The sequence below is a fragment of the Nocardioides sp. genome (assembly GCF_024509035.1).
Lineage (GTDB): Bacteria > Actinomycetota > Actinomycetes > Propionibacteriales > Nocardioidaceae > Nocardioides.
On the sequence record NZ_JANINT010000157.1, the window covers coordinates 1 to 24,560 of the forward strand.

A 24,560-nucleotide genomic window follows, 5' to 3' on the forward strand; every position below is an offset into this window, starting at 1 on the left:
TCGACACCTCCTTCGACGAGGCCGTGACCGTCGTGGAGTGGGGCGAGGGTCTGGCCGAGGGGCTCTCGGAGTCGCGGCTGGAGGTCGTGATCCGGCGCAGCGAGGGCGACGAGACCGACGACGTCCAGGGGCAGGACGGGCTCGACCCGCGCCGCGTCGAGCTCACCCCCGTCGGGCCGCGGTGGAACGCGTTGTCCTTCCGTGGCCTGGGGTCGGCTCGAACCTCCCCGCGATAGCCTCCCGGGGTGGCCAGCAACGTGAAGCTCGTGATCGTGACCGGCTCCGGACGCAGCGGGACGAGCAGTGTCGCCGGCACGCTCAAGAGGCTGGGGCTGCACGTCCCGCAGCCGGAGGTCGAGGCGGACGACTCCAACCCGCGCGGCTACTACGAGCCGTTGTGGGTGACCGAGTTCCACAAGGAGCTGCTCAACCCGATCCCGGTGCGGACCATCGACTCCCGGCCGTCCGCGAGCGAGCTGGCGGCCCAGGCCGTGACCCCCGAGGCCGAGCAGCGCCTGCGGGAGTGGCTCGGCGGCCAGCTCGACCACCCCCAGATCGTGATCAAGGACCCCCGGGAGTTCTGGGTGCACGACCTGTGGCTGCGCGTCGCCGGCGAGCTGGGCGCGGAGGTCACCACCCTGACGATGCTCCGACACCCCACCGAGGTCGTGCGCAGCCGCGACACGGCGTACCTCACCGAGCAGACGCCGGCGTTCCGCCGCCAGCGGGAGACCACGAACGTGGCGGCGTGGGTCAACGCGGCGTTCCAGACCGAGCGGGCGACCCGCGGCCACCGCCGGGCGTTCGTGCCGTACGCCGACCTGGTGGGCGACTGGCGGGCGACGATGCGGCGGGCGGGGGAGCAGCTCGCGATCGCCTACGACTCCGACCTCGAGGCGCCGCACCCCGTCGACGACTTCATCGACCAGCGGCTCAACCGCTCCCAGGTGACGTGGGACGACCTCGTCGTGCCGCCCCAGCTGCGCGACCTGGCCGAGCGCACCTGGTCGGCGATGAACACGCTGGTCGCCCAGCCACACGACGCCGGCGCGGTCGCCGAGCTGGAGGCCCAGCGTGAGGAGTACGTCGCGATGTACGAGTTCGCGGCCGCGATCGCGCTCGACGAGACCACCGCGCAGGTCGGGCGGGTGCGCCGCAACCTCAATCGCAAGATCGCCAACCGCGACCGGAGGATCGAGCGACTGGAGAGTCAGATCTCCCAGGGCGCCGCGACGGGGAAGTAGGCGGAGAAGAACGACGAGAGCTCCTGGTCGACGCGAGCGGCCACCATCGCGTAGTCGTGGTGATCGCCCAGGCAGAAGAAGTCACGCCGACGCTTCGAGAGCTGGTTGAGCTGACGGTTGAGGTCGCTGTTGCTGAGGTTGACGAACTCGAAGTCGGCCTCGCCGCGGACGGCGGTGCCGGTCACCAGGCCGTAGTGTTGGGCCAGCGAGCTGAGCATCGACACGTCCGTGTCGGAGCGGAACGGCGCCGCCGCCGTGCCGGCGACCTCCTCGGCGAAGCGCTGCTCGATCTCGTCGAGCACCGAGCGCCGGTGCGGATGAGGGGTGTGGGCCAGGTTGTGCGTCGTCACGACGCCGAAGGCCTGCTGGAGCAGTCGGCGGTTGTTCCAGGCGGCCTTGAGGTACGGCGCGGCGCCCGGCACGTCGTCCAGGCCGACCTGGGTGGGCGACATGAACGCCGCGAACAGGCCGGAGGGACTGAAGAAGATCTCCGGACGCACCGGCCGGCCGAGGAACACGTCGTCGTTGAGGTAGACGAAGTGCTCGGTCAGGTCGGGCACGTGGTGGAGCGCCGTCTCGATGGCGTGGGAGTTGAAGGTCGGCAGCACGTCCGGAGGCAGGATCTCGCGGTGGTCCACGACCCGGATGGCGGGGTGGGAGGTGTCGAGCCAGTCCGGCACCTGACCGGCGGTGACCAGGTGGATGCGTCGGACCCAGGGCGCGAACAGGTGCACGCTGCGCATGGAGTAGCGCAGCTCGTCGCGCGAGACGAACCGGGCGCGGCCGCTCGACTCGCGGGTGAGGGCGGTGCCGGTCAGCGTGGCGAGTCGCTGCTCGCGAGCGTCGTTCCAGGCGGTGTCGTTGCCGTCGACCCAGGTGTAGACCACGTCGATCGGGAACCGGCACTCGTCGACGGTGGGCTCGGCCATCAACGGCAGGGTGCGGACGGTGACGCCGTCGATCTCGATCTGTGTGGTGTCGGCGCCGGGCGGGATCCGGCGCGTGAACGCGTTGGCGCGCGGCGAGACCAGCTCGCCGTCGACGCCGGCCTCCCAGAACTCCAGGCCGACGCCGCATCCGTGGCCGAGCAGGCTCGCCCGGTCGCCGTCGTCGGGCCACGGCTCCAGGAACACGGCGCCGGTGCGCCCGCGGCGCAGCTCCGCGGCGAGTCGGGACACCGTCCCGCGCCGCTCGGGCCAGCCGTTCGAGGCCGGCTCGCGCAAGGAGAGGTACGCCGGCAGGTCGGCCTCGGCGAGGGACGCGAGCACCGCGTCGCGGGCGGTCATCGGCACGACGACCGCGGGCGCGGGCGCGTCGTGGGCGGGGATGACCAGCCACTCCTCGGTGGCCGACCGGGCGGCCGCGACCGCCGCGGAGAGCGCGGCGTGGCGTGCCTGCGCCGGGGTGATGCCCGTGATGTCGACGCCGGCAGTGGTGACCTCCTGGCGCCGCCGCGGGGCCTGGGCGCGGGCTGCGACGCGGCCGAGCCCTCCGCGCCGGGCCCGCGCGTCGGCGAAGATGCCGACCCAGCGCTCCGCGAGAGCGCGCGCGTCGTACTGACGGGAGGTGTGGAACGCCCCCGTGCCCAGGCGGGCGCGCAGCTCGTCGTCGCTGGCCACCTGGAGGAGCGCGCGCGACATGCCGGCCACCGAGTCGGGGGCGACGAGCAGGCCGTTGACGTCGTGCTCGACGATCTCGCGGGGACCGGAGGGGCAGTCGAAGCTGACGACCGGCACGCCTGCGGCCATCGCCTCCTGCAGCACCAGCGGGAAGCCCTCGGCGCGAGAGGTCAGGGCGGCGATGCTCGCCTTGGCCCACTCGCTGGCCATGTCGGTGGTCGTGCCGGGCAGCTCCACGCGGTCGTAGAGGCCGAACTTGCGCGCCTGGCGCTTGAGCTCGTTGCGCTGGAACCCGTCCCCGAGGATCCGCAGCCGCCACCCGGGCAGCTGGTCGGCGACCTCGCCGAACGCCTGCACCAACTTGTGGAACTGCTTCTCCAGCACCAGCCGGCCGGCGGAGACGATCAGCTTGCTGTCCAGGCGCGATCGCGGGGCGAAGCCGAGGGGGAGCGGGTTGGGGACCACCACGATCTCGGGCGCGAGGTCGCCGAGCTGGTCGCGCAGCCAGTGGGCGGTGGTGGGGGTCAGCATGGCGACGACGTCCGCGCGTGGGGCGAAGGCCAGCAGCGGCTCGAGGCCGGAGGTGCGGTCGGAGGAGGAGCGGTGCTCCTGGTGGACGAGCACGGCCCGGTCGGGCACGAGCTGGGCGGCGGCGGCCAGCAGTGCCGGCGTCACGGTCACGACCACGTCGGTGTCGAGCGCCGGCAGCGCCCGGGCCATCGCGATGTCGGTGAGGGCCGAGAACTGGCCGTCCCAGCGGGCGGGCACCAAGGCCGACTCCCGCTCACTGAGCGCCCGGGACTCGGGGTCGGCGAGCGCTTCGTCGCGGACATCGGTGAGGTAGTCGACGACCACGCGCGGGTCGATGTCGTAGTGGGGCCGATCCGCGCTGCGGGTGATGCTGACCAGGCGCACGTCGAGGTCCCCGGCCAGGGCGTTGGCCTGGGTGATGGCCGAGCGCGACGTCCCGCCCATCCCGTCGACGTTGAAGACGACGTAGGTGATCCTCACGCCTCCTCCTCCCTCGCGGCGAGGTCGACGACCCGGGCGGCGAGCGTGCCGTCGGGGGCGTAACGCAGGCGCATCCGGTGGTCGTCCGAGCCGGGCACGGTCAGCACCGGCAGGAGCACGGCGGCGTTGGGGTTGGCCAGGTCGTTCACCATGCGGCGCAGCGGCACCCAGTGGTCGGCGGACCCCAGCCCCCAGCGGACCAGCTGGTCGTGGCCCTCGGGCAGGCCGTCGGCGGTGATGAGCGTGGTGAGGGTGTCGCCGTCGCGCCCGACCGGGAAGATGGCCACCACGACGTCGTCCTCCAGCGCCACGAGCTCGACGGGGACGTCGTCGACCGGCGCGAGCGAGAGCCGGATGCCGTCCTCGGCCAGGGCGATCGCCACGACGTCGACCCCGCGGGCCGCACGAAGGCGGCGGACCCGCAGCATGCCCTCCTCGGTCCGCGCGAGGTCGAGCTGCCAGGCGCCGCCGGGAGCGATCGGCACCCGCATGGGCGTGCGGGGCAGCGGCGGCGTCCACACGGTGCGGGGGGCGCGACCGTCCGGAGGCACGACGACGACGTCGTAGGCCTGCTCCTCCTCGCCGGGCAGGGCGAGCAGGTCGACGCGCACCGAGCGGTAGGACGGGTCGTGCTCGGGCAGGTCGCTGGGGATGGTGTGGACGACGCCGGCGGCGTCGCGCAGCGCGATGACGCCCGGGAGGGGCTCGAGCGCGAGCCACAGCGACCGGCCGTCGAGGATGCCGGCGTAGGCCACCACCGGGCTGCCCCGGGGCGGCGATGGTGGGGGCGGTGGCCGGTCGGCAGCCGACTGGTCCGTCTCGGCCGTGGCCCGCCGGAGACGGGAGGAGAGCTTCACGCGCTGATCAGAGCCCCGTGACACCCTCGGCGCCGTACCCCTCGCCCTGCTCGTCGAACGTCTCGTGCTCCAGCAGGTGCAGGATCGGGACGCCGAGGCGGCGCCGAGCCTTGGAGGTCCAGTCGAGGTGGAAGAACTCCGCGACCACGTGGGGGCGGGTCAAGATGATCGCCTCGCGGCCGTCGACCGCGGCCACCTTGGCGGCCAGCGCGTCGATCGGCGGGTCGGTGACGATCTGGCCGACCGCGGTGGCGCCGCTCGCCCGCAGCGCCTGGAGGGTCGCCTCGAGCTCGGAGCCGGAGCGTTCCTCGCAGTCCTTGCGGACCGCCTCGAGGTCGACCTCGCCCATCGGCATCGTGGGGGTGGCCAGCATGTCGCCGGCGGTGAGCGACCCCATCGCAGACTCGATGCGCGCCGCGGCGTCCTCGAGCGGCAACAGGACGTGGTAGGTCACCGGTTCGTCGAGCCCCTCGTGCAGCGAGTGCACCTGGGCGGCGTCCTGAGTGGTCAGGGCCTGCTCGACGAGGAGGACGACGGCGTAGCCGCCGGTCGGCTCCTCGGGCGAGATCTCGGACATGGTGCTGCCTCCTCGGACGACTGGCGGGTCGGATCAGTCGACGCTCAGGATCCTAGCGAGGTCGTATCCCACGGGCTCGTCGAGTTGGTCGTAGCCGCACGACTCGGGGTCGCGGTCGGTGCGCCACCGCCGGAACTGCGCGGTGTGGCGGAAGCGCCGGCCCTCCATGTGGTCGTAGGCGACCTCCAGCACCAGCTCGGGGCGCAGCGGCGTGAACGAGAGGTCCTTGCCTTGGCTCCAGCGGCTCTGGGTGCCCGGCACCCGGTCAGGGTTGGCGGTGAGGAACTCCGCCCACCGGCCCCAGGGGTGCTCCTCGATCGGGATGACGAGAGGCTGGAGCTGTTCGATGAGCTCAGCTCGGCGGGCGGCGGTGAAGCTCGCGCTGACCCCCACGTGCTGGAGCTCCCCGTCGCTGTAGAGCCCGAGCAGCAGGCTGCCGAGCAGTGGCTTCCCGGGCGTGCTCGTCTTGTGCTCGCGGTAGCCGCCGACGACGACGTCGGCGGTGCGCTCGTGCTTGATCTTGAGCATGCTGCGCACGTTCTGCTGGTACGGCGAGGCCAGTGGCTTGGCCACGACCCCGTCGAGCCCGGCCCCCTCGAACTGCTCGAACCACTCCTGCGCCACCGCGGGATCGGTGGTCGTCCGGGTGAGGTAGCAGGGGCCGTCCAGCCCCCTGAGGGCCTCCTCGAGCGCGACGCGGCGCTCGGCGAACGGGCGCTCGGCGTACGACTCCTCGCCCAGTGCCAGCAGGTCGAAGGCGACGTACGACGCCGGCGTCTTCTCGCTGAGCATCTCGATGCGGGAGGCGGCCGGGTGGATGCGCTCCTGGAGCACCTCGAACTCCAGGCGCTCGCCGATGGCGACGAAGATCTCGCCGTCGAGCACGCAGCGCGCGGGCAGCTGCTCGCGGGCCGCGGCGACCACCTCGGGGAAGTAGCGCGTCAGCGGCTTGGTGTTGCGGCTGGCCAGCTCGACCTCGTCGCCGTCCTTGAACAGCAGGCAGCGGAACCCGTCCCACTTGGGCTCGAAGCTCAACCCACCGTGCTTCTCGGGATCGGGGATCCCCTTGACCGACTTCGCGAGCATCGGCTGGACGGGCGGCATCACGGGCAGGTCCACGCGGCGACAGTATCCGCAGGGAGCGCGGGCGACGAGCCTCGAAGCCACCGAGACAGCGAGCCTGCCCTAGCCTTGGGTGTCGTTCCCTGCGGGGAGCGTTCCCCGCCTGACTTTGAATCAGGACTAGCGACGTAGGTTCGACTCCTACCCGGGGAGCATGGTGGTCAGCGCAAGCGGGACGGCATGAGCGCGGCTGCGGCGTACGGTGGGTGACCACGCAAAGGGGGTCTCGGGTGAGTCGGTGGCGTAGAGGTGTCGCGGTCCTCGCGACGACAGTGGTGGTCGGTGTCGTGGCGCCGGCGGTCTCGGCGGTCTCGGCAGCCGCGGTGCCGATGTGTCAGGGGCATCGGGCGACGATCGTCGGCGACCGCACGAGCCCGGGGGTGCTCAAGGGGACGGGTGGCGACGACGTCATCGTGACCCGTGGCCACTACGTGCGCTCGAAGGCAGGGGACGATCGCATCTGCGTGACCGGCGACGCGACCTACGTGACGGTGGATGCCGGATCGGGAGACGACCGTGTCGTCGTCAAGGGCTCCCGGCGCATGCGGGTGCATGCGATCCTCGGAAGGGGCCAGGACGTCTACCTGGGCGGGGCCGGCCGCGACCAGGTCGATGCCGACCCCGAGGTGAGGGCGGGCCACCCGTCCCCCGACGACGAGCTCGACCGGGTCAGCACCCGCGGAGGCAAGGACACGGTCGAGATCGGGGTGCCGAGGCAGACCACGCACGACGTCCTCGACCTCGGCGACGGCGCGGACCAGGTGCAGGTGTATGGACTGCTGGGGTCCGATGTTCGGCCGCGGGGGGGCGCCGGCACGGACTATCTGGGTCTCATCCCGAACGGCAACGCCTCCGAGGATCCGCCGAACGGGAACTGGGTGATCGACAACGCACTCGAGACGGCGACGGTCGACGGTGTGGTGCAGAGCCACTGGGACGCCTTCGAGTGGTTCACACCCTCGGACCTCAACGCGGAGACGGTCCGCTTCGTCGGCGGAGATGCAGCGGAGCTCCTCGCCGCGGACCACGAACTGGTCTCGGCGTCGATGGGTGGCGGAGACGACGTGGTCGCCATGGGGTTCTTCGGCGGAGTCCAGGACGTGAACCTGTCGGGAGGGCCGGGAAGCGACACGTTGTCCGTCGGCTCACGTGAGTTGACGGTTGATCTCGCTGCCGGCGAGCTCTGGGACGAGTCGGGTTCTGCGGATGATCCTCAGGTCCGGTTCGACACCTTCGAGAACGCCAGCGGCTACGCGGGGTTCCTGCGGATCATCGGCGATGCCCAGGACAACGTGCTCCGGGCGTACGGGTGCGACGTCGTGGTCACGGGTGGGGCCGGCGACGACCGGCTGCAGGCCACCCCCGCCGATCCCGAGGACAAGTGCCAAGGAAACCCCGGCGTGGACTTCTCGGGGGAGGCCGGCTCCGACGTGCTGCTGGGAGGTCCAGGTCCCGATCGTCTCGACGGTGGCGAGGACCACGACGTCGCGGCCGGTCGCGGGGGCATCGACGTCTGTCTGGCGGAGGTGCGCCGTGCCTGCGAGCGCTGACCGCGGCTGACCGCGGCTGACCGACCGTCATCGCGCAGACCGCCGGAGGCATCTGAAGTCCCCGTGTGAACCTGTCGCCTCGTGCGGGTCCACCCCTCGAACCGCCACCCACTCGACTCGGAGAGTGCCGTTCCATGAATCGTCCCAGAATCCTCGCCGGCGCGGTGCTGGTCGCGCTCGTCCTGAGCTCGGTCGCGACCGTGGTTCTCGCCCGCACCGAGTCGGCGGACGGGCCGGCGGTGCCCCGGGCGCAGGTCAGCGACCGACCCAACATCGTGCTGATCAGCACCGACGACCAGGCCCTCATGGAGATGCGGTGGATGCCGCAGACCCGCAGGCTCTTGGGCGGCCAGGGGGCGACGTTCCGCAACTTCGTCGCGCCTCAGCCGCTCTGCTGCCCGGCGCGCGCCCAGATCCTGACCGGTCAGTACGCGCAGAACAACGGAGTGCTCAACAACGCCGGGCCCCACGGCGGGGTCGAGGCGTTCGAGCCGGCTGAGGCGACTGCACTGCCCGTGTGGCTCCAGAACGCCGGCTATCGCACCGGGTTCGCGGGCAAGTACCTGAACTCCTACAACGAGCGCTACGGCGTCCCGCCAGGCTGGGACGAGTGGGACGCCACCGTCGACGGGATCTTCGACTACTACGGCTTCGAGCAGTACGACGGCACGACGCTCACCCATCCGCCGGGTCACCAGAGCGACTACCTCGCCCAGAGCACCGCCGACTTCATCACGAGATCCGCCGAGGACCCACGGCCGTTCTTCGTGTGGACCTCCTACAGCGCACCGCACGGCACGTGCATCAACGACACCGAGGGCAACTGCTCGGCCCCACCGATCCCGGCCCATCGTGACGAGGCCCGCTATGCGGGCGTCGAGGCGCCCTTCGCAGACTCGCCCGGGGTGAAGGAGAAGGACCTGCGAGACAAGCCTGCGTGGGTGACCGACCAGGGTCCGGTGGAGCCCGAGACGATGCAGCGGCTCTTCACCCAGCGGATCCGATCCCTCGCGTCCGTCGACGACGCGGTGGCCACCACGGTCTCGGCCCTGAAGGAGGCGGGCGAGCTCGACAACACGCTCATCCTGTTCACCTCCGACAACGGCTATCTCTTCGGCGAGCACGGCTACACGGGCAAGATCGTTGCCTACGAGGAGTCGCTCCGCGTCCCCCTGCTGATGAGGGGACCCGGCATCCCGGCGGGCGTGGTCCGCCGACAGGTCGCGTCGATGACCGACCTCGCCCCGACCTTCGCGGCCATCGCGCACGCGAACCCCTTGGTGAAGGTCGACGGCAGGAGCATGCTGCCCTGGGCCCGGCGCGACCGCCGCCAGACCGACCGCACGCTCCTCGTCCAAGCCGGGTGGCGGGGTCGCAACCCCGATCACCACAGGTGGCTCTTCCGCGGGGTCCGGACCGACCGTTACACGTTGATCGACTGGCGGACCGAGGACCTGGTCGAGCTCTACGACCGACGGCGCGACCCCGCCGAGCTGCACAACGTCGGCGAGCGTCCGCGCTATGCAGCGGTGCGCACCGCTCTCGTGCGTCGCACGCATCTGCTGTCAGACTGTGCGGGACGGTCTTGCCGGATGAAGTTCTCCGATCTTCCAGCACCTCCTACAGTGAGGCGACCGGCTTCATGAAGGGACGCGGGTGAGCGCAGGACATACGAACGGACTGACCGTGGTCGTGCTGGCTGCCGGAGGCGGCACCCGCATGAAGTCCAAGACGATGAAGGTGCTGCACCCGATCGCGGGGCGCACCATGATCGAGCACGTCCTGGCCGCCGCGCGCGCGATGGATCCCGACCGGATCGTCGCGGTCGTCGGCCACCAGCGCGAGCAGGTCTCCGAGCACATCCGAGAGCTCGCCCCGGACGTGGTGCTGGCCGTCCAGGAGGAGCAGCTCGGCACCGGGCACGCGGTGCGGGTGGCGATGGACGCGGTCGGCGACACGACGGGCACCGTCGTGATCGCGTACGGCGACACCCCGCTGCTGGACGGCGAGTCGCTGCGGGCGTTCGCGGCCGAGCACGAGGCTGCCGAGCGCGCTGTCAGCGTGCTCAGCGGGGTCGTGGACAACCCGTTCGGCTACGGGCGGGTGCTGCGCAACGACGAGGGTGACGTCGAGGCGATCGTCGAGGAGAAGGACGCGACGCCGGCGCAGCGCGAGGTCTGCGAGATCAACTCCGGCATCCTCGCCTTCGACGCCGAGTTCCTCCGCAGCGCGCTGCCCCGCATCGGCAACGACAACTCCAAGGGCGAGTACTACCTCACCGACACGATCGGGATCGCGCGTGAGGACGGGCTCACGGTCGGCGCGCACACGATCGAGGACGTCATGCAGACCGAGGGCGTCAACGACCGGGCGCAGCTCGCCCGGATGGGCGCCGAGCTCAACCGGCGCATCGTGACCCGCTGGATGCACGACGGTGTGACGATCATGGACCCCGCCACGACCTGGATCGACGCCGACGTGGAGCTCTCGCGCGACGTCACGATCCTGCCCGGCACCCAGCTGCTCGGCACCACCGTCGTGGCCGAGGACGCCGTGATCGGCCCGGACACGACGCTCAAGGACTGCGAGGTCGGGGGCGGCGCCCGGGTCATCCGATCGCATGCCGAGCTGGCGGTGATCGGCGGCGAGGCGACCGTCGGCCCGTTCTCCTACCTGCGTCCGGGCACCAACCTGGGCGCCGGCGGCAAGATCGGCGCGTTCGTGGAGACCAAGAACGCCACGATCGGCGACGGCGCGAAGGTCCCGCACCTCTCCTACGTCGGCGACGCAGAGATCGGGGAGGGCACCAACATCGGGGCCGGCACGATCTTCGCCAACTACGACGGCGTCGCCAAGCACCGCACCACGGTCGGCAGGCATGCCCGCACCGCCTCCAACAACACCTTCGTCGCACCCGTCGAGATCGGAGACGGGGCCGCCACGGGCGCCGGGACCGTCGTACGCCGCGACGTGCCGCCGGGCGCCCTGGCCGTCTCGAGCGGGCCCCAGCGCAACATCGAGCGCTGGGCGCTGACCAAGCGCGCCGGGACCGCCCAGGCGCGGGCGGCCGAGCAGGCGCTGGGCGCGCGTCGGGACGATGAACAGGACGTGGCAGAATCCTGACCATCCCCGCTCCGGCGACCCCCGTCCGATGACTGAGGAGCAGCACACCGTGACCGGAATGAAGAGGGCCACCGAGAAGAACCTCATGGTCTTCAGTGGCCGGGCCCACCCGGTCCTCGCTGAGGAGGTCGCCACCCTGCTGGGGACCCCGCTGACCCCGCAGTCGGCGTACGAGTTCGCGAACTCCGAGATCTACGTCCGCTTCGAGGAGTCGGTGCGCGGCTGCGACGCGTTCGTGATCCAGAGCCACACCACTCCGATCAACGAGTGGATCATGGAGCACCTGATCATGGTCGACGCGCTCAAGCGCGCCTCGGCCAAGCGGATCACGGTCGTGATGCCGTTCTACGGCTACGCCCGCCAGGACAAGAAGCACAAGGGCCGCGAGCCGATCTCGGCGCGGCTGATGGCCGACCTGTTCAAGACGGCCGGAGCCAACCGGCTGATCACCGTCGACCTGCACGCCGACCAGATCCAGGGCTTCTTCGACGGGCCGGTCGACCACCTCATGGCGCTGCCGATCCTCGCCGACTACGTCAAGGACAAGTACGGCCACCAGCCGCTCGCGGTGGTCTCGCCGGACGCCGGCCGGATCAAGGTCGCCGAGCGCTGGTCGGCCCGGCTGGGCGGCGCCCCGCTGGCGTTCATCCACAAGACGCGTCGCACCGACCGCCCCAACGAGACCGTCGCCAACCGGGTCGTCGGTGACGTCAAGGGCCGGATGTGCGTCCTGGTCGACGACATGATCGACACCGGCGGCACGATCGTGAAGGCCGCCGACGCCCTGATGGCCGACGGCGCGGCCGGTGTGATCATCGCGGCCACGCACGCGATCCTCTCCGACCCCGCGGTCGACCGGCTCAAGAACTCCCCGGCCGCGGAGGTCGTGGTCACCAACACCCTGCCGCTGCCGCCCGACCGCGAGTTCGACAAGCTGACCAGCCTCTCGATCGCGCCGCTGGTGTCGCGAGCGATCCGCGAGGTGTTCGAGGACGGCTCGGTCACCTCGATGTTCGACGGGCACGCCTAGGAGCACGAGCGGCCCCAGGTCCGCCGGTTTCGCGCTCGCGCCCGTGCCCCGGTAGTCTGACGAAGTTGCCTCGGCGAGGGAGCGACGGTCCCGACCGCACGCTCCGTGATCGACAGGGCTGGCTGATCCGTACGGACGCGCCCCCGATCTGCCCGACGGTGCCTGCGAAGGCACCGGGCGTCGAGCCGAGGCCCCGAGACGAAGAAGCAGCCAGCACCACCCGAGGAGAAGAGTCAGCATGTCCGACAAGATCAAGGCCGAGGCCCGCACCGAGTTCGGCAAGGGCGCGGCCCGCCGCATCCGCCGCGAGAACAAGGTGCCGGCGGTCATCTACGGCCACGGCAACGACCCCATCCACGTGACCCTCCCGGGCCACGCGACGATGATGGCGCTCAAGCACGGCGGCGCGAACGCGCTCCTCGAGCTCGAGATCGACGGCAAGACCCAGCTCGCGCTGACCAAGCAGGTCCAGGTCGAGCCGATCAAGCGCCTCCTCGAGCACATCGACTTCGTCGCGGTCAGGCGGGGAGAGAAGGTCACCGTCGACGTGCCGGTGCACGTCGTCGGCGAGGCCGCCCGCGAGACGCTGGTCGTCACCGAGAACGCCACGGTGCAGATCGAGGCCGAGGCCACCCACATCCCCGAGGCCATCGAGGTCGACGTCGAGGGCGCCGAGGCCGGCACCCAGATCCACGCCTCCGACCTCAAGCTGCCCTCCGGTGCCACCCTGCTGCTCGACCCCGAGACCCTGGTCGTCAACGTGACCGCCCAGGTCTCGGCCGAGGCCCTCGAGGCCGAGCTGGAGGAGGCCGAGGCCGAGGCCGGCATCGAGCGCGACGAGACCGACAAGGACGTCGACGAGGTCGGCGCCGAGTCGTCCGAGGGCGAGGGCTCCTCCGAGGAGTGACCCGTCTGCGTCACCTGTTTCGTAGAGAGGGCCGGGATCGCGTGTCCGACTCCACCAAGTCCGCTCCCGTGTGGCTGGTGGTCGGGCTGGGCAATCCCGGCCCGACCTATGCCGGTCACCGCCACAACGTGGGCTACCTCGTCGTCGACGAGCTCGCCTCGCGGCTCGGCGCGCCGTTCCGCGCGCACAAGTCGGGGCGCGCCGAGGTGGTCGAGGGCCGGCTGGGCGTGCCGGGCCAGCCCGGGCCGCGCGTCGTGTTGATGAAGGCGCGCTGCTACATGAACGAGACCGGCGGGCCGGTCAAGCAGCTCGCCGGCTTCTACAAGGTGCCGCCCGAGCGGATCATCGCCGTGCACGACGAGCTGGACATCGCCTTCGACACCATGCGGATCAAGCTGGGCGGTGGCGACAACGGCCACAACGGGCTGCGCTCGATGCGCTCCTCGCTCGGCACCGGCGACTTCTTCCGGGTCCGGGTCGGCATCGGCCGGCCCCCGGGTCGCCAGGACCCCGCCGACTTCGTGCTGTCGAGCTACTCGACCGCCGAGCGCAAGATCCTGCCGTTCCAGGTCGATCGGGCCGCCGACGCGGTCGAGACGTTGGTCACCGACGGTCTCGAGCGCACCCAGCAGCAGTTCAACTCCTGAACGACGTTGACCCGCCCGAAACTTTCGGGCGGGTCAACGTCGGATCGCGTGCTCGATAGGGTTCGGGCATGAGCTTCGCCCCCGGGACCCCGCCCGCTGCCGCTGCGACCGACGACCACGCGCTCGCGGCCTGGCTCGCCACCGTCGCGGGCGAGCGCCTCCTCGAGGTCCGCCAGGAGGGTCTGGAGGGCCGCGAGCTCAAGGACGCCGGCGACCGCGCCGCCCACGAGCTCCTGATGGGTCTGCTCGCCGAGCACCGCCCCGGCGACGCGGTCCTGTCCGAGGAGGGCAAGGACGACAAGGCCCGCCTGACGAGCAGCCGGGTCTGGATCGTCGACCCGCTCGACGGCACCCGGGAGTTCTCCGAGGTCCCGCGCGACGACTGGGCCGTCCACGTCGCCCTGTGGGCGGACGGCGACCTGGTCGCCGGTGCGGTCGCCCAGCCGGCGCTCGGCGAGACGTTCCACACCGGCGCGCCGCCCGTCGTACCCCCGAGCACCGCGCCGCGGCCGCGCATCGCCGTCTCCCGCAGCCGCCCGCCGGCGTTCGTCCACGCCCTCGGCGAGGAGCTCGATGCCGAGCTGGTCGCGATGGGGTCGGCCGGGGTGAAGGTCATCTCGGTGGCGCGCGACATCACCGACGCCTACGTCCACGCGGGCGGTCAGTACGAGTGGGACTCCGCCGCTCCGGTCGCCGTGGCGCGTGCCGCCGGTCTGTTCACCTCGCGCATCGACGGCACGCCCCTGGTCTACAACCAGGAGGACGTCTACCTCCCCGACCTGATCGTCTGCCGCCCCGAGCTGGCCGAGCGGATCGTCGCGTTCGTCCGCGAGCACGGGTACGAGTGAGCTCGGCGCAACGCCTCCTCGCCGTCGCTCGACAACCCCGTTGCCGCCGACCGCGGCGAGCGGCGAGAGTCGGGGCATGACGTCCTTCGTCTCCCACACGACCATCGACTGCCGGAACGCCTACGAGCTCTCGGAGTGGTGGAAGCCGGTGCTCGGCTACGTCGACATCGACGGTGACCCGAACCTGCCCGGGCACGAGGAGTGCATGATCCGCGACCCCGGGACGGGGCACCGGCTGCTGTTCATCGAGGTGCCCGAGGAGAAGTCCGTCAAGAACCGGGTGCACCTCGACCTGCGACCGCGCACGGGAAGCCGCGACGAGGAGCTGGAGCGGCTGCTGGCCCACGGTGCCGTGGTCGTCGAGGACCTGCGCGGTCTCCACGGTCCGGGCACCGGCTGGGTGGTGCTGGCCGACCCCGAGGGCAACGAGTTCTGCATCCTGCGCTCGGAGGCCGAGCTGAGCGGATAGGCCCCGTCGTCACTGCTTCGACTCGGGTGCCTGCCAGCCGACGCTGCGCGCCAGCCCGGCAGCCGCCAGCTGCGAGCTCACGCCGAGCTTGGCGAGGATGGACTTCACCTGGGTGCGCACGGTCGCCTCCGAGACGAAGTCGCGCCGGGCGATGTCGCGCACCGGGTGGCCCTCGATCAGCCCTCCCAGGATCTCCCGCTCCCGAGCCGTGAGGGTCGCGAGACGGGCCCGCGCGACCTGCTGGGCGAGGCGGCGCTCCTGCCACAGCCGAACCAGCTCCTCACGCTCTTCGTGGCTGATGACCGGCAGGCCCTGGCTCAAGCGCCGCACCACGGCGAGGATGTCGTTGAGCGGCTGGTTCTTCGAGATCACTTTCCGCGCGCCGCGCTGCATGCACTCCCCCCAGCGGGCGTGGTCGGTCGACGCGGTCACGACCACGACGTTCACCCCCGACCGCGCGAGGGGCTCGATCAGGTCGGCGCCGTCGCCGAACTTGCCGAGGTCGAGGTCGACGAGGGCGATCCGAGGCTTCCAGCGGCTCGCCGGCGCCAGCACCTGACCTGCCGCGCAGGCGTGGTCGGGAACGGGCACCCGACGTACGTCGTAGCCCTCGAGCGTCAACGCCAGTTCCAGCGACTCGGCGAACAACGCGTGGTCCTCGAAGACCAGGATGCGCACCCGGCTCCGGGGCGGGGCGGCATGCATCGTCATCACCTCAGCCACCCCCCGGTCGGCATCACGCCACCCCCTTCGCGCTTGGTGCTCGAGCCCTTCATGCAACTCACCCCCAACACTGCGCCGTGCCGACGGTAGGCGGAGTCGCCGGTCACCTCGGCGGGGCTCGAGGGGCTATGCCCCATTTGGGGGAGAGGCGTCCGGACGGTGCCGCGGAGGGTCCCCAATATCAGGGTGCGGCGACCGCCGACGCCCCCGTGTCCGGGCACCGGGGAACACGCTGGCAAGGCCATGTTCACTCGCCGCGTCGTCGTCTGCGCCGACCACCTGCTGGTGGTGGAGTCGGTGGCCGCGGCCTTGGCATCGGCCGGCTTCGAGGTCGAGACCATCGAGGGCTGGCCCGTCGATCCGGGCGAGCTGGCGCCGCAGACGGGCGTGGGCGTCCTGTTGTGCGACCTGGAGCCGGCCGTGCGCCTCGAGGAGGCGCGAGCCCTCCTCCGGTCCACGCAGGTCACCTGGCTGGTGCTCAGCGCGGCGTCCCGAGGGCCCGCCTGGGGCGGCATGCTCGAGGCCGGAGCCGGCGCGGTGCTGCCCAGCACGGTCTCGATCGAGCGCCTGCGGTCCGGGATCGAGCTCCTCGGTCGCGGCGAGCACCTCACCGACCCCGCAGAGCGGCAGGCGCTCGTGGATGCCTGGCGCGTCGTCGACCTCGGGCGCTGCCAGGTGCTGGGGCGAGTGCGGTCGCTGACCCCGCGGGAGCTCGCGGTGCTGCGCGCGCTCCACACCGGCCAGCCGGTCTCGCTCATCGCCGAGCGCGCCGGCGTCGCGCCGGCCACGGTCCGCAGCCAGGTGCAGGCGGTGCTGCACAAGCTCGGGGTGCGCACCCAGCTCGCCGCCGTCGCGGTCTTCGACACGGTGCGCTCGGACCTCGACGACCCGACCCACGCGCGCGACGCGTGCTGATCTGCGCCCGAGGGGGCGCGGAGCGGGTGCGGGGGCATCGTCGGTCCAGACCCACGCCGTGTCGCCGCGCAGCAACCGCAGGTGCAGCTCCGGGCGCCGGGGGAGGGGTCGCCACGGCGCTCGTGGAGGAGCCCGTCCTGGCGGCGCACGTCGAGCGGACCGAGAATCCTGACCTGGGTCTGTCCCTGTTCGTGGTCCACGCCGATCGCCTCGCTCCAGTAGGGACTGGAGCGACTCCTGGCCGCTCTTCCTGCGAGCCTAGCCACGCGCGTCCGGCGTCGCGCGCGAACGTGATGAGTGAGGCGCCGGTCACATGACGACGGCCCTCGAGGGAGGGCCCACCAGCCGCATCCGGCCTCCGCCGACCGCCGCCATGGGGGGACATGGGTGTGGCGGATCCGGCGCCACCGCGGGCTCCCCGTGAGGAGGTGACGCCAGACCGGGGCCTGGCGTCGGGTGGTACGGCTGGTGAGCCGTTCCGTGTACCGGACTCTCGCCCGGTGGTCCCCACGATCCCTGCCGCGCTCCTCGGCCACATCCCCCAAACAAGGGAAACGCGACCCGCTCAGTAGGCCCCACGGTGACCGAGGACCGCCCCGACGGTGCGGAGCAGGATCCGCAGGTCCAGCCCTGGAGTCCAGTCGTCGACGTAGCGCAGGTCCAGGCGGACCGACTCCGCCCACGACAGGTCCGAGCGACCCGACACCTGCCACAGGCCGGTCAGCCCGGGGGTGACGCTCAGCCGTCGCAGGGCGTCGGGCTCGTACCGCTCGACCTCGCACGGCAGGGCGGGACGCGGCCCGACCAGTGCCATCTGGCCGCGCACGACGTTGACCAGCTGGGGCAGCTCGTCGAGCGAGTACGTCCTGAGGAACCGGCCGAGGCGGGTGATCCGCGGGTCGGCATGCAGCTTGAACAGCATCAGGTCCGCAGGCGTCTGCGCGGAGAGCGAGGCCTGCAGCTCGGCGGCGTCGGCGGCCATCGTGCGCAGCTTCAGCATCGTGAACGGAACGCCGTCCTTGCCGATCCGCGTCTGACGGAACACCGCCGGCCCGGGTGACTCCAGGCGGACGAGCACGCCGAGCAGGAGCAGCAGCGGAGCGAGGACGAGCAGGGCCAGCGTCGCGGCGCCTCGCTCGCCGACGACCTTGGCGAGCCGGCCGGCCCCTCGGGTGCGGGCGTGCCGCACGTGCACGAGTGGCACGCGCCCCGGGGTGGCGACCTGGGTGCGCCGCGCGTCGATCTCCGGCAGTCCGGTGGTGACGAACACACCCGGTCCGCAGCGTCCGGCCTCGAGGTCCCAGCCCATCCGTCGGATCGTCGCGGCGTCCAGGTGCCGGCACGGCACCACGACGACGGCCTCCGCCGCGTGGTCGCTGACGCACGCGCGGAGGTTCTCCAGCCCCGTCACGACGGGCGCCCGGAAGTCGCTCTGCGCGGCCTGCTCGCTCACGCACACGGCGACGACCGAGACGCGTCCGGTCGACTCCAGGTCGCCGAGCATCCACTGCACGCCGTGGGGATGCCCCGCGAGCACGATCCGGGCGGGCGAACGGGTCCGCCGGTGGACGCGGTCGATCGCCGCGTGCTGCACGAACGACAGCGTCGCCACGATCGCGGTGAGGACGGCCAGCCGAGGTGCGTCGACTGCGGCGCCGCGCACGGCCGCGAGCAGCAGCACGACCAGCGGGACCGTGGTCGCCAGCTGGATCGTGCGCGTCGCCGGGGCCTCCGCGAGGGTCGTCGTCTGGTAGCTGCCGCCGACGGTCAGTGTCACGACCCAGGCCGCGGCGAGAGCCGCGTCGGCCAGCGCGACCGCGACGGGAGCGGAGGCGACTGCCTCCCCCCACGGCTGGACCACGACACCGGCGGCGAAGGCCGCGACGCCGTCGGCGACCTGCAGGGCAGGGGAGCTCGCGTGTCGACGTCCCTGGGACAGCACGTCGCCGCGGCGTCGGGTCGGCCGGGCTGCCGTCGCACGGAAGGGCAGGACGGTTGTCATGCGGGCACCTCCAGGACCGAGGTTGGACGTGCCGGGAGAGCGGGTCGTCCCCTGGCGCGGCAGATCCCGCATTTCGATGAACCACGTCGAACGCGGGACGGCGCGCCGGCACGGCGTCGGTGCTACCGGTCGGTCACCCGGCAGCGCCCGCCCCGGGCGGGGTCGCCGCGGCGGATGGCGCGGCACACGCCGGGAGGATCGGCAGGCTGAGGACGAACGTCGTGCCGGGCCGACCACGGTCCCCGGGGTCGAACGTCAGCACCGCTCCCATCTGGTCGGCCAGCCGGTGCGCGATGCTCAGTCCGATGCCCTGCCCGGGCGACCCTGTGCGCCGTACCCCTCGCTCGAAGAGCACCTCGCGCACCTCCGGCGCGACCCCCGGCCCGAGGTCGTGGACGCGCACCTCGACCAGCGAGTCGGTCGTGACCACGACCACCTCCACCTCGCGGCCGTAGGCGTGCCGGACCGCATTGTCGAGCAGGACGTGCACGACCTGGGTGACGTCGTCCTGACGGCCCCAGGCCTGGGCATCGGTGCCCGACCACCGGACGTCGTGACCGCCGAGCCTGAGCATCTCGACGATCGGGTCGATGGCCAGAGCGAGGTCGACCGGTCCCGCCGGGTCCTCGCACGGGTCGGCGAGCAGGCGCTCGAGCCGACCGAGCTCGACGTCGTGCAGGTGCTCGAGCCGCGAGCGCGCAGCCGGCGTCAACGCCACCGCCTGCTCCTGCAGGAGGTGGTACGACGCGACGAGTCCGCCGACCGTCGACCTCAGCTCGTGGAGCCGGTCGCGCTCGAGCGCGAGCTGCGCCTCGAGGTCGACGGTCGTGGCACTGGGAGGACGGCCGGCGTGGCCGGACCGGGGCAGGGGCCGGCGCCGGGCGGCGCCCAGCCCTCGTGCGGCACCTCGGACGACCTCGCGGATCGACTCCTGGCCCGGTAGCCGACGCGGCAGCGGCCGGGTCTGGCGGATCTCGTCGAGCAGTGGGAAGTGCATGGTGCCCCCTGGTTCCCCTTGGCGTTGTCCCCCTGGTGTGGCCCCCCGCTGAGGTCGCGGGGGTGGTTCGTCGTCCTGCCGGTACGGATCGCTGCGACCCCGGCGTACGTCATGGCGTCGCGCCGTCGGTCGGAGGGTGAGTCGCCAGCCACGGGTCGAGGCGGTCCGAACGGATCGCCCTCCACAGCCGCGCGGCGCGCGTCTCGTCCAGCCAGACCACGCTCTGCTCGCCCACCCGGCCCAGCGCCCGGACCGGAACGGTCACGCACCGGACGTCGTCGCTGCCGAGGTGTCTCAGCGACCAGGCGAGCGAGGCGAGCTGGCGAGAGCTCCACGTGTCGTCCACGGACAGGTGATCCCCGACCATGTCCACGAAGTCGACGATCGTGCCCGGGCTGTCGCGGAGGTCCATGGTCTCCTCGGCCAGCGTCCGGAGCACCGCCTGCTGACGACGGACCCGGTCGAGGTCGCCGCCCGGCAGGCCGTAGCGCTGGCCGACGTAGTCGAGCGCCTGGTCACCGTCGAGCCGGTGCACCCCGGCCGTCCACGTGACGTCGCGAGCGGAGTCGTGCACCGTCGCGGGGACGGTCACGGTGATCCCACCCACGGCGTCGATCAGGTCGTGGAAGCCGGCCCAGTCGATGACAGCAAGATGGTCGATGCGGACACCGGTGAGGCGTTCCACGGTGCGCACTGCCAGCGCCGGGCCGCCGTAGGAGTACGCCGCGTTGATCTTGGCGCTCCCGTACCCGGGCACCTCGACCCAGGAGTCGCGCGGCAGCGAGGTGACCGTGACGTGCTCCCGGTCGCCGTCGACGTGCACGAGCATGATCGCGTCGGAGCGCTGTGCGCCGTAGACCCAGGCCGGGGCCCCCGCGGAGTCGCCGGTCGTCGACACGTCCGAGCGTCGGTCGGTCCCCAGGAGGAGGATGTTCACGGCCTCGGGTGCCGTGCCCGTCCGAGCGCGCTCGGGCCGGGGCCCCAGGTCGTCGAAGACCCCGGGGATCCGGTCCACGTCGTCGAGCTGGTGATCCAGGTAGGCGAGGGCGCCGAGCGCCGTCCCCACCAGCAGAGCCAGGGCCGCGCCCACGCCGATCAGCACCCTGCGGGCGATGTGGGCGGCCTTCGTGGACATCGGCACCCCTGGCTGGTCTCGGTGCACCTGCTCTCCGACGATCCGCCCCCACCGGATCGTCTCGGCCCCGACGGCGCACGGATCCCCAAGAGTGGGGACCGCGCCGGTCGTCCGGGCTCGGAGCGGTGAGCGAGGTCTCTGCTGGTCCCAGGGGACCGGCCTGCACGCCGGACCGCCGTCTGCCTCGAGGAGGGTCCGCGATGCGCCGTCGTCCGTTCCAGGCTGAGTGGCCGTCTCGGCGTCGGGCCGCTCTCGCCGGCGGGATCGCCGCCGTCCTCGCCCTCGCGGGGGGTACCGTCCTGGTCCGCGATGCCGTCGACGACGCTGGGAGCCCCGCTGCGGGCTCCGCCGCCGAGGGGTCCGGGAGTCCCGCGGCCACGACGAGCCCGCGCGCAGCAGCTGAGCAGCCCCAACCGGTCGTCGCCGGTGAGCGCCGGGTCCGCCGGCCGGTGGCGCTCGATCAGGTCGCCCACTTCGGCACCGGCCTCGACCTGCGGGTGATCGGGGTGGAGCCGGTCCACGGCGTGGCCGAGGGGCCGGGGGAGGTCGCGGGCCCGGCGGTCCGGTTGACCGTCTCGCTGACGAACCGCGGCGACCGCGAGGTCTCGCTCGAGGGCGTCGTCCTCGACGTCTCCTACGGCCCGGACCGGACCCCGGCGATGAGCCTGAGCGGACCGGGCGGACGGCCGTTCGGCGGTGCGCTCGCGCCGGGCCACGCGCAACGCGCGCGGTACGTGTTCGCGCTCCCGACCTCGGCTCGGGACCACGTCCAGGTGGTCGCGAGCTACACGGGGTCGGTGCCGGGCGTCGCGCTGGCGGGCTCGATGTCGTGAACGCCCCGACGCCGCCGACGCCGCCCCAGTGGCCACACGCGCCGCTGCCATCGCGCCGGCCCACCCAATTTCGCGTACGTGGCCGCCGGGGCGGCGACGGGTCCGACGACCGTTCCTACGGTCGGCGAGAAGCGCAGAGGGCCGTACGCCGGGTGGCGTGCGCGCCGATCGGAGGACGAGGGACATGCTGACTGACGTTGCCGGCCGACGTGGCGTGACGGTGTGGGACGGCGGGTTGCCGCGCCACCTGCGCGCCGTGCTCATCGCCCTGGTCGTGGTCGCCCTGGCCGTGGCCGGGCTGACGTTGGCCCCTGCGCCTCGGGCCAGCGCGGACACCGCGCCGCAGGATCCCCTCGACCCGCGCACCCCGGTCACCGTGAGCGCGGACGGCCTGCCCACGGTCCAGATCGATGGTGTGGTCTGGGCCCAGGCGATGGTCGGCGACACCGTCTACGCCGGCGGCAGCTTCACGACGGCACGCCCCGCCGGCGCCGCGGCCGGCACCAGCACCGTGGTCCGCAACAACCTGCTGGCCTACGACGTGCGCACCGGGGCCCTCGTCACGTCCTTCGCGCCGTCGTTCAACGCCCAGGTCCGCGCGATCGCTGTCTCACCCGACCGCACGCGGATCTACGTCGGCGGCGACTTCACGACGGTCGACGGCATCTCCCACCGACGCATCGCGGCGTTCGACGCCGCCTCCGGTGCGCTGATCGCCGCGTTCAACCCGCCGATGAACTACCACGTCAACGCACTGGCCGCGACGAACACGACCGTCTACGCCGGTGGAGAGTTCCAAGACGTCGGCACCCAGGTCCGCCAGGGCCTCGCAGCCTTCAACGCGGCGAACGGAGCGCTCCTCTCGTGGGCACCGTCGACGACCGGCGGTGACGTCTGGGCGCTCACGATCAACCCGGACGGCACCAAGCTCGTGGTCGGCGGCTCCTTCACCGCGCTGAACGGCTCCTCCGACCCGGGCTACGGGCTCGGCATGGTGGACACCGCGACCGGCGCGAGCCTGCCGTTCCAGGTCAACTCGATCGTCAGGGACGGGACCTCCTACGGAGCGATCACGACCCTCACCTCCGACGGCGACTACGTCTACGGCGGCGGCTACACCTACAGCCGTGCCGGTGGGACCTGGGAGGGCACGTTCTCGGCCTCCTGGACCGACGGCGCGGTGCACTGGGCCGACGACTGCCACGGCGACACCTACTCGCTGCACGTCCAGGACCAGGTGATCTACGCCGCGAGCCACACGCACTACTGCGAGAACATCGACGGCATCCGCCAAGGCGCAGGAGGCGTCGGCGACTACCCGTACTACCGGGCGACCGCCTTCGGCCGCGACGTCACGGGCACCGTGACCTGGGAGCCCGACCAGGGCCGCTACTACAACTTCGAGGGCCAGCCGCGCTCGTCGATGCTGACCTGGTACCCCAGCATCAACGCCGGCACGTACACCGGCCAGGTCCAGGGGCCGTGGAGCGTCACCGGCAACGCCGACTACGTCGCGATGGGCGGGGAGTTCACCCGGGTCAACGGCCGGGCGCAGCAGGGTCTGGTGCGCTTCGCCCGGACCGGTCTGGCCCCCAACAGCCAGGGACCGAGCCTCTACAGCACGACGTACCCGCTGCAGGCCCGCTCGACCGAGAAGGGCACGGTCCGGCTCAGCTGGGCCACGAACCAGGACATCGACAACGACTACCTCACCTACCGGCTGTACCGCGACACCCAGAGCGGTGCCGGTCTGCTGCAGACACGCAGCGTGCGGGCGAGCTGGTGGAACCCGTTCGGCATGGGCTACACCGACACCGGGCTCGATCCCGGCTCGGCGCACCGCTACCGCGTGGCCGTGACCGATGCGTTCGGCAACATCGCGAACTCCCCGTGGGTCGACGTGACCGTGGCCTCCGCCGGTGTCGACAGCCGGTACGTCGCGGCGATCGACGCCAGTGAGCCCACGCACTGGTGGCGCTTCGACGAGTCGTCGGGCACGACCGTCGCCGATGCCGCGGGCTTCCAGCCGCTGAGCGTCACCGGCACCGGCATGACCCTGGGCGCGCCGGGAGCGCTCCTGTCCGACCCGCTGTCCACGGCTGCCAGGTTCACCGGATCCACGACCACGCGGACCTACACCAGCGTGCAGGACAGCCCTCCCGACGTGTTCACCGTCGAGGCATGGTTCCGCACGGCCGGGACCACCGGCGGCAAGCTCGTCGGGCGCGGCAACCGCATCGACCGCAACTCCAGCAAGATGGACCGCCAGCTCTACCTGGACGACGCCGGCCACGTCCTGTTCGGCGTCAAGCCCGACCAGGACCGCCAGGTCCTGAGCAGCCCCGAGTCCTACAACGACGGTGCGTGGCACCTGGCCACCGCGACGCTGTCCCCGGAGGGGATGCGGCTCTACGTCGATGGCAGCCGCGTCGGCGAGCGGACCGACGTCACCGTCGGCGAGCACCTCGCCCTCGGCTACTGGCGGGTGGGCGGCGACTCGCTGAGCCGTTGGCCCTCGGCACCGGCCAACGCGTTCTTCAACGGCGACATCGACGAGGTCGCGGTGTACTACCGGGCTCTCGGCGACGGCGAGATCGGGGCGCACTACGCCGCCGGCACCGCCGGGAACGCTGCTCCGATCGCGTCGTTCACCAGTGTGGTGGAGGGTCTGTCGGCGCAGTTCACCTCGACGTCGAGCGATCCGGACGGCTCGGTGGTGGGTCAGGAGTGGAGCTTCGGTGACGGTGGTACGTCGAGCGAGGCGAGCCCGGCGCACACGTATGCGGTTGCGGGGACCTACGACGTCACGTTGACGGTCACCGACGACAAGGGCGCGACGGGCACGATCACCCAGCAGGTGACGGTGGCCGAGCCGGTCAACGTCGCTCCGGTGGCCTCGTTCACCAGTGTGGTGGAGGGTCTGTCGGCGCAGTTCACCTCGACGTCGAGCG

Annotated in this window: 20 protein-coding genes, 1 tRNA gene and 1 pseudogene; 14 read left to right on the forward strand and 8 right to left on the reverse strand. The window is 72.0% G+C overall.

Going from position 1 to position 24,560, the window contains the following annotated elements; translation table 11 throughout:
• Nucleotides 1-236: pseudogene (locus Q0L15_RS12280) on the forward strand (hypothetical protein); the annotation flags it as partial.
• A 9-nt stretch (nt 237-245) separates the two neighbouring features.
• A complete protein-coding gene (locus tag Q0L15_RS12285) occupies nt 246-1,244 on the forward strand; it encodes a sulfotransferase family protein (RefSeq protein ID WP_296604724.1) in 999 nt (332 codons plus the stop codon).
• Here the strand turns inward: Q0L15_RS12285 and Q0L15_RS12290 are convergent.
• Genes Q0L15_RS12290 through Q0L15_RS12305 form a run of 4 tightly spaced genes read right to left on the reverse strand, consistent with a single transcriptional unit; the run spans nt 1,211 to nt 6,427 of the window.
• Entirely contained in the window at nt 1,211-3,874 is a 2,664-nt protein-coding gene (locus tag Q0L15_RS12290) for a stealth conserved region 3 domain-containing protein (protein WP_296604726.1), read from the reverse strand. The two genes, Q0L15_RS12285 and Q0L15_RS12290, sit on opposite strands and share 34 nt — an antisense overlap.
• Complete coding sequence (locus Q0L15_RS12295) at nt 3,871-4,731, reverse strand: hypothetical protein (RefSeq protein ID WP_296604728.1); 861 nt, start codon at nt 4,729-4,731, stop codon at nt 3,871-3,873. The genes Q0L15_RS12290 and Q0L15_RS12295 overlap by 4 nt, the downstream gene beginning before the upstream one ends.
• A gap of 7 nt (nt 4,732-4,738) precedes the next feature.
• The gene (locus Q0L15_RS12300; protein ID WP_296604730.1) at nt 4,739-5,308 is read right to left on the reverse strand and encodes a hypothetical protein; all 570 of its coding nucleotides are present in this window, start codon (nt 5,306-5,308) and stop codon (nt 4,739-4,741) included.
• Nucleotides 5,309-5,341: 33 nt separating this feature from the next.
• Nucleotides 5,342-6,427, reverse strand: a complete 1,086-nt coding sequence (locus Q0L15_RS12305) for an ATP-dependent DNA ligase (protein WP_296604731.1) — start codon at nt 6,425-6,427, stop codon at nt 5,342-5,344.
• Between the two features lie 83 nt (nt 6,428-6,510).
• Here Q0L15_RS12305 and Q0L15_RS12310 point away from each other — a divergent pair.
• From Q0L15_RS12310 to Q0L15_RS12350, 9 genes are all read left to right on the forward strand, one after another.
• A tRNA-Gln gene (locus Q0L15_RS12310) sits at nt 6,511-6,583 on the forward strand.
• A 77-nt stretch (nt 6,584-6,660) separates the two neighbouring features.
• Entirely contained in the window at nt 6,661-7,980 is a 1,320-nt protein-coding gene (locus tag Q0L15_RS12315) for a hypothetical protein (RefSeq protein WP_296604733.1), read from the forward strand.
• Between the two features lie 134 nt (nt 7,981-8,114).
• Nucleotides 8,115-9,626 (forward strand): sulfatase, encoded by a 1,512-nt coding sequence (locus Q0L15_RS12320; protein WP_296604734.1) that lies wholly within the window; start codon nt 8,115-8,117, stop codon nt 9,624-9,626.
• A gap of 10 nt (nt 9,627-9,636) precedes the next feature.
• Nucleotides 9,637-11,103, forward strand: a complete 1,467-nt coding sequence (glmU, locus tag Q0L15_RS12325; RefSeq protein ID WP_296604736.1) for a bifunctional UDP-N-acetylglucosamine diphosphorylase/glucosamine-1-phosphate N-acetyltransferase GlmU — start codon at nt 9,637-9,639, stop codon at nt 11,101-11,103.
• Between the two features lie 58 nt (nt 11,104-11,161).
• Nucleotides 11,162-12,133: a ribose-phosphate diphosphokinase gene (locus Q0L15_RS12330; protein WP_366939573.1), complete on the forward strand. Its 972-nt coding sequence runs from the start codon at nt 11,162-11,164 to the stop codon at nt 12,131-12,133.
• A gap of 238 nt (nt 12,134-12,371) precedes the next feature.
• The gene (locus Q0L15_RS12335; RefSeq protein ID WP_296604740.1) at nt 12,372-13,040 is read left to right on the forward strand and encodes a 50S ribosomal protein L25/general stress protein Ctc; all 669 of its coding nucleotides are present in this window, start codon (nt 12,372-12,374) and stop codon (nt 13,038-13,040) included.
• A gap of 41 nt (nt 13,041-13,081) precedes the next feature.
• Nucleotides 13,082-13,687 (forward strand): aminoacyl-tRNA hydrolase, encoded by a 606-nt coding sequence (gene pth, locus Q0L15_RS12340; RefSeq protein ID WP_296604741.1) that lies wholly within the window; start codon nt 13,082-13,084, stop codon nt 13,685-13,687.
• A 68-nt stretch (nt 13,688-13,755) separates the two neighbouring features.
• Complete coding sequence (locus tag Q0L15_RS12345; protein WP_296604742.1) at nt 13,756-14,535, forward strand: 3'(2'),5'-bisphosphate nucleotidase CysQ; 780 nt, start codon at nt 13,756-13,758, stop codon at nt 14,533-14,535.
• Nucleotides 14,536-14,611: 76 nt separating this feature from the next.
• Nucleotides 14,612-15,004 carry a VOC family protein gene (locus Q0L15_RS12350; RefSeq protein ID WP_296604743.1) on the forward strand — a complete coding sequence of 131 codons (393 nt, stop codon included), beginning with the start codon at nt 14,612-14,614 and terminating at the stop codon, nt 15,002-15,004.
• A gap of 9 nt (nt 15,005-15,013) precedes the next feature.
• Here Q0L15_RS12350 and Q0L15_RS12355 read toward each other — a convergent pair whose 3' ends face one another.
• Nucleotides 15,014-15,715: a response regulator transcription factor gene (locus Q0L15_RS12355; protein WP_296604744.1), complete on the reverse strand. Its 702-nt coding sequence runs from the start codon at nt 15,713-15,715 to the stop codon at nt 15,014-15,016.
• Between the two features lie 255 nt (nt 15,716-15,970).
• Between Q0L15_RS12355 and Q0L15_RS12360 the strand changes: the two genes are divergently transcribed.
• Nucleotides 15,971-16,642 carry a LuxR C-terminal-related transcriptional regulator gene (locus tag Q0L15_RS12360; RefSeq protein WP_296604745.1) on the forward strand — a complete coding sequence of 224 codons (672 nt, stop codon included), beginning with the start codon at nt 15,971-15,973 and terminating at the stop codon, nt 16,640-16,642.
• A 565-nt stretch (nt 16,643-17,207) separates the two neighbouring features.
• Here the strand turns inward: Q0L15_RS12360 and Q0L15_RS12365 are convergent.
• The 3 genes from Q0L15_RS12365 to Q0L15_RS12375 all read right to left on the reverse strand — a co-directional run bounded on the left by Q0L15_RS12365 (nt 17,208) and on the right by Q0L15_RS12375 (nt 20,776).
• Nucleotides 17,208-18,644, reverse strand: coding sequence for an exopolysaccharide biosynthesis polyprenyl glycosylphosphotransferase (locus tag Q0L15_RS12365; protein WP_296604746.1), 1,437 nt, complete (start codon nt 18,642-18,644; stop codon nt 17,208-17,210).
• A 133-nt stretch (nt 18,645-18,777) separates the two neighbouring features.
• Nucleotides 18,778-19,641: a HAMP domain-containing sensor histidine kinase gene (locus tag Q0L15_RS12370; protein ID WP_296604747.1), complete on the reverse strand. Its 864-nt coding sequence runs from the start codon at nt 19,639-19,641 to the stop codon at nt 18,778-18,780.
• Nucleotides 19,642-19,750: 109 nt separating this feature from the next.
• The gene (locus tag Q0L15_RS12375; RefSeq protein WP_296604748.1) at nt 19,751-20,776 is read right to left on the reverse strand and encodes an LCP family protein; all 1,026 of its coding nucleotides are present in this window, start codon (nt 20,774-20,776) and stop codon (nt 19,751-19,753) included.
• 200 nt (nt 20,777-20,976) lie between these two features.
• Between Q0L15_RS12375 and Q0L15_RS12380 the strand changes: the two genes are divergently transcribed.
• Entirely contained in the window at nt 20,977-21,609 is a 633-nt protein-coding gene (locus tag Q0L15_RS12380; RefSeq protein WP_296604749.1) for a hypothetical protein, read from the forward strand.
• Between the two features lie 184 nt (nt 21,610-21,793).
• The coding region (locus Q0L15_RS12385) for a LamG-like jellyroll fold domain-containing protein (RefSeq protein WP_296604750.1) at nt 21,794-24,560 on the forward strand (2,767 nt) is incomplete at its 3' end.